The organism is Saccharomonospora iraqiensis subsp. paurometabolica YIM 90007, assembly GCF_000231035.2.
Taxonomy (GTDB): Bacteria; Actinomycetota; Actinomycetes; order Mycobacteriales; family Pseudonocardiaceae; genus Saccharomonospora; species Saccharomonospora paurometabolica.
Window position 1 is genome coordinate 4,117 of sequence record NZ_KI912192.1, and the last position, 3,578, is coordinate 7,694.

Consider the following 3,578-nt stretch of genomic DNA (forward strand, 5'->3'; position numbering starts at 1 on the left):
CAGGTCCGGTGGCGTTCCGGCCGGGTGGACCGGGTCCTGCGGGGGATCGACGAGCGCCCCGAGGTCGTGGTGCTCGACCCACCCCGCAAGGGGGCGGGCCGCGCGGTCACCGACGCCGTCGCGGCGGCGGGGCCGGACCGGGTGGTGTACGTGGCCTGCGACCCCGCGGCACTGGCCCGGGACGTGGCGACGTTCGCGGCACACGGCTACCGGCTGGACCGGCTCCGCGCCTTCGACGCCTTCCCGATGACCCACCACGTCGAGACCCTCGCCCTGCTGCGCCGGTGACACCTCCGACGGCACCGGGCCGCCGGAGGTGTCACACGACCGAGGTCATCCCCCCGTCGACGTAGAGCACCTGCCCGCTGACGAAGGACGCGGCGTCACTGGCGAGGAACACGGCCGGACCGACGAGGTCGCCGACCTCGCCCCACCGGCCCGCGGGCGTGCGGGTGCGCACCCACGCGTCGAAGTCCGGGTCGGCGGCCAGCGGCGCGGTCAGTTCGGTGCGCAGGTAGCCGGGGGCGAGCCCGTTGACGCGGACCCCGTGCGCGGCCCACTCGGCGGTCATGGCGCGGGTCAGGTTCCGCAGCCCACCCTTCGCCGCCGCGTACGGGGCGATCGAGGGGCGGGCCAGTTCGGACTGCACCGAGCAGACGTTGACGATCGCGCCGTGGCCCCGCTCGACCATGCCGCGGGCGGCCGCACGCCCGACCACGAAGGCGCTGGTGAGATCCGTGCGCAGCACGGCGTCCCAGTCGGCGAGGTCGAGGTCGAGCAGGGCCCGCCGGTGCTGGATCCCGGCGTTGTTCACCAGGATGTCGATGCCGCCGTGGACGGCGGTCAGCGCGTCCACGGCGGCGGTGACGGCTTCCTCGTCGGTGACGTCGAACGCCCGGGTGTGCACGGCGGTGTCCCGGTCGGCGGCGAGGGCGGCCCGGGCGTCGGCCAGACGGTCGGGGTCGCGACCGCCCAGCACCACCGTGGCGCCCGCCCCGGCCAGTCCGTCCGCCAGGGCCCGGCCGATGCCCCGGCTCGCGCCGGTGACCAGCGCGACCCGTCCGGTCAGGTCGAACGACGTCGTCGACACGGGTCTCCCTCCTCCGGGGCGCGGACGCCCCGGCTCACGCGATCGCGTACACCAGCGAGGCCAGGCCGAAGCCGACCAGGCCGATCGTGGTCTGCATGACGGTCCAGGTCTTGAGCGTGGTCTTCACGTCCATCTGGAAGAACCGGCCGACGAGCCAGAAGCCCGAGTCGTTGACGTGGCCCGCCGTGACCGACCCCGCGGCCAGGGCCAGCACGAGCGCGGCCAGTTCGACCCCGTTGAACGCCCCACCCGCGACGATCGGCTGCATGAGCCCGGCCGCGGTGGTGAGCGCGACGGTGGCCGAACCCTGGGCGACCCGCAGGGTCGTGGCGATCAGGTAGCCGGCCACGACCGCGGGGAGGCCGATGTCGGACATCGCTCCGGAGACGGCGTCGCCGATGCCGCTGGCCTCCAGCACACCGCCGAACATGCCGCCCGCCCCGGTGATCAGGATGATCGCGGCGACCGGGCCGAGCGCGGAGTCGAGCAGCTTCTCCACGGTGTCCTTGCCGCGTCCCCGCCGGGTGCCGAGCACGTACATGGCGACGAACACCGTGATCAGGAGGGCGATCGGGGTCGAGCCGAGCGTGCGGACCACGTCGTACCAGCCCGCGTCGCCGTCGACCCAGCCGACCTCGCCGGCCGTGCTCAGCCCGGTGTTCGCGAAGATCAGCAGGACCGGGAGCAGCAGCAGGCCGATCACCGTGCCCGCCTTCGGCGGGTTCTCGTCGTGCTCGGGCTCGCCGCCGAGGATGTCCGGCACCGGCAGGACGATGCGGTTGCCCACCCACAGGCCGTAGAGGTAGCTGGTCAGGTACCAGGTCGGCACGGCCAGCAGCAGGCCCAGCGCCAGCACGAGCCCGACGTCGGCGCCGAGCAGGCCGCTGGCGGCGACCGGGCCGGGGTGCGGCGGCACGTAGACGTGCATCACCGAGAACGCGCCCGCGGCGGGCAGGCCGTAGCGCAGGACACCGCCGCCGAGCCTGCGGGCGACGGAGAACACGATCGGCAGCATCACCACGAGCCCGGCGTCGAAGAAGATCGGGAAGCCGAACAGCAGGGACGCGACACCGAGCGCGAGGGGCGCCCGGCGTTCGCCGAACCGGCGGATCATCGCGTCGGTGAGTGCCTGGGCGCCGCCGCTGACCTCGACGAGCCTGCCGAGCATGGCGCCGAGGCCCACCAGCAGGGCCACACTGGCGAGGGTGGATCCGAACCCCTCGGTGAGGGTGTCCATCACCTGCCCCGCCGGGATGCCCGCGGCGAACGCGGTGCCGATGCTGACCACGACCAGCGCCAGGAAGGCGTGGACGCGGAAGCGGATGATGAGCAGCAGCAGGACGGCGACCGCGCCCGCCGCGATGCCGAGCAGCGGTCCGGCGCCGAGGGTCTGGGTCCACTCGTCGGTGTTCATCGAAAGCTCCGTTGCTTCTCGCGGTCGGTGGGGACGGACTCGCGGGTGCGGACCCCGCCCCTATCCGGGGGGCGGTGTCCCGGGCCCGGTCGAGCCGGAGCCGGGGGAGAGGCCGAGCCGGGACAGGGCCGTGTCGGCGATCTCGTCGGGGCCGCGTCCGAGGTCGACACGGATGCCGTCCTCGTCCGGGGCGAGGTCCTCCAGGTCGTGGAACTGCGAGTCCAGGAGCGAGGACGGCATGAAGTGGCCGGAACGGCCGGACAGCCTGCGGACGACCAGGTCCGGCTCACCCCGCAGATGGACGAACCACACCCGGGCCGACGACTCCCGCAGGATGTCGCGGTAGGACCGTTTCAGGGCCGAACAGGCGACGACGGTGTCGGTGCCCCCGTCGGCCCGTCCGGTGATCCAGTCCCGCAGGGCCCGCAGCCACGGCCCCCGGTCGGCGTCGGTGAGCGGGATCCCGGCGGTCATCCGTTCGACGTTGGCCGCCGGGTGGAACTCGTCCGCCTCGGCCATGGTCCAGCCGAGCCGGTGTGCGAGTGCGGCGGCGACCGTGCTCTTCCCGGCGCCGGAGACCCCCATCACCACCAGGCACGTGGCAGCCATGGCCTCGCTCCTCACTGAAAGGTAGTACCTAATGCGGCGAAAGATAACACCATTGAGTCGACCGGAGGAAGACGCGGGGGCGTCGATAGGCTCGGGGCGTGAGCACGCAGCCGGGTGCCGGGGTTCTGCACGACACCGTGCTGGACACCATCGGCGCCGAGATCACGAGCGGGGACCTGCCCTGTGACCACGTGCTGACCCTGGACTCCATCCGGGACCGGTTCGGCGTCTCCCGGACGGTGGCCCGGGAGACGATGCGCATCCTGGAGTCGATGGGGCTGGTCCGCTCACGCAGGCGCGTCGGCATCACGGTCCAGCCGGTGGAGAACTGGAACGTCTTCGACCCGCGGGTCATCTGGTGGCGGCTCGCGGGGCCGGGGCGGGACGCCCAGCTGCGGACCCTGACGGAACTGCGGATCGCGGTCGAACCGCTGGCCGCGGGCGCCGCCGCCCGCAGCGCCTCCG

At 73.5% G+C, this 3,578-nt stretch carries 4 protein-coding genes and 1 pseudogene; 2 read left to right on the forward strand and 3 right to left on the reverse strand.

Annotated features, from left to right (window positions below; genetic code table 11):
• A pseudogene (locus tag SACPADRAFT_RS0201630) lies at nucleotides 1–288 on the forward strand (class I SAM-dependent RNA methyltransferase); the annotation flags it as partial.
• A 31-nt stretch (nucleotides 289–319) separates the two neighbouring features.
• On the opposite strand, the gene SACPADRAFT_RS0201635 reads toward SACPADRAFT_RS0201630, so the two are convergent.
• From SACPADRAFT_RS0201635 to SACPADRAFT_RS0201645, 3 genes are read right to left on the reverse strand one after another with little or no spacing between them, the layout of a single operon-like run.
• On the reverse strand, nucleotides 320–1,090 hold the full coding sequence (locus SACPADRAFT_RS0201635) for a glucose 1-dehydrogenase (protein ID WP_007026944.1): 771 nt from the start codon (nucleotides 1,088–1,090) through the stop codon (nucleotides 320–322).
• A 34-nt stretch (nucleotides 1,091–1,124) separates the two neighbouring features.
• Complete coding sequence (locus SACPADRAFT_RS0201640) at nucleotides 1,125–2,504, reverse strand: GntP family permease (RefSeq protein WP_007026945.1); 1,380 nt, start codon at nucleotides 2,502–2,504, stop codon at nucleotides 1,125–1,127.
• Between the two features lie 60 nt (nucleotides 2,505–2,564).
• Nucleotides 2,565–3,113 carry a gluconokinase gene (locus tag SACPADRAFT_RS0201645; protein WP_007026946.1) on the reverse strand — a complete coding sequence of 183 codons (549 nt, stop codon included), beginning with the start codon at nucleotides 3,111–3,113 and terminating at the stop codon, nucleotides 2,565–2,567.
• A gap of 98 nt (nucleotides 3,114–3,211) precedes the next feature.
• On the opposite strand from SACPADRAFT_RS0201645, the gene SACPADRAFT_RS24845 reads away from it, so the two are divergent.
• Nucleotides 3,212–3,578, forward strand: a 367-nt coding sequence (locus SACPADRAFT_RS24845) for a FadR/GntR family transcriptional regulator (protein ID WP_007026947.1), incomplete at its 3' end; no start/stop codon positions are given.

Bases quoted from the DNA above. Each gene is read 5' to 3' on its own strand.
- SACPADRAFT_RS0201640 (WP_007026945.1), bottom strand. From the start codon at position 2,504: ATGAACACCGACGAGTGGACCCAGACCCTCGGCGCCGGACCGCTGCTC.
- SACPADRAFT_RS0201645 (WP_007026946.1), bottom strand. From the start codon at position 3,113: ATGGCTGCCACGTGCCTGGTGGTGATGGGGGTCTCCGGCGCCGGGAAG.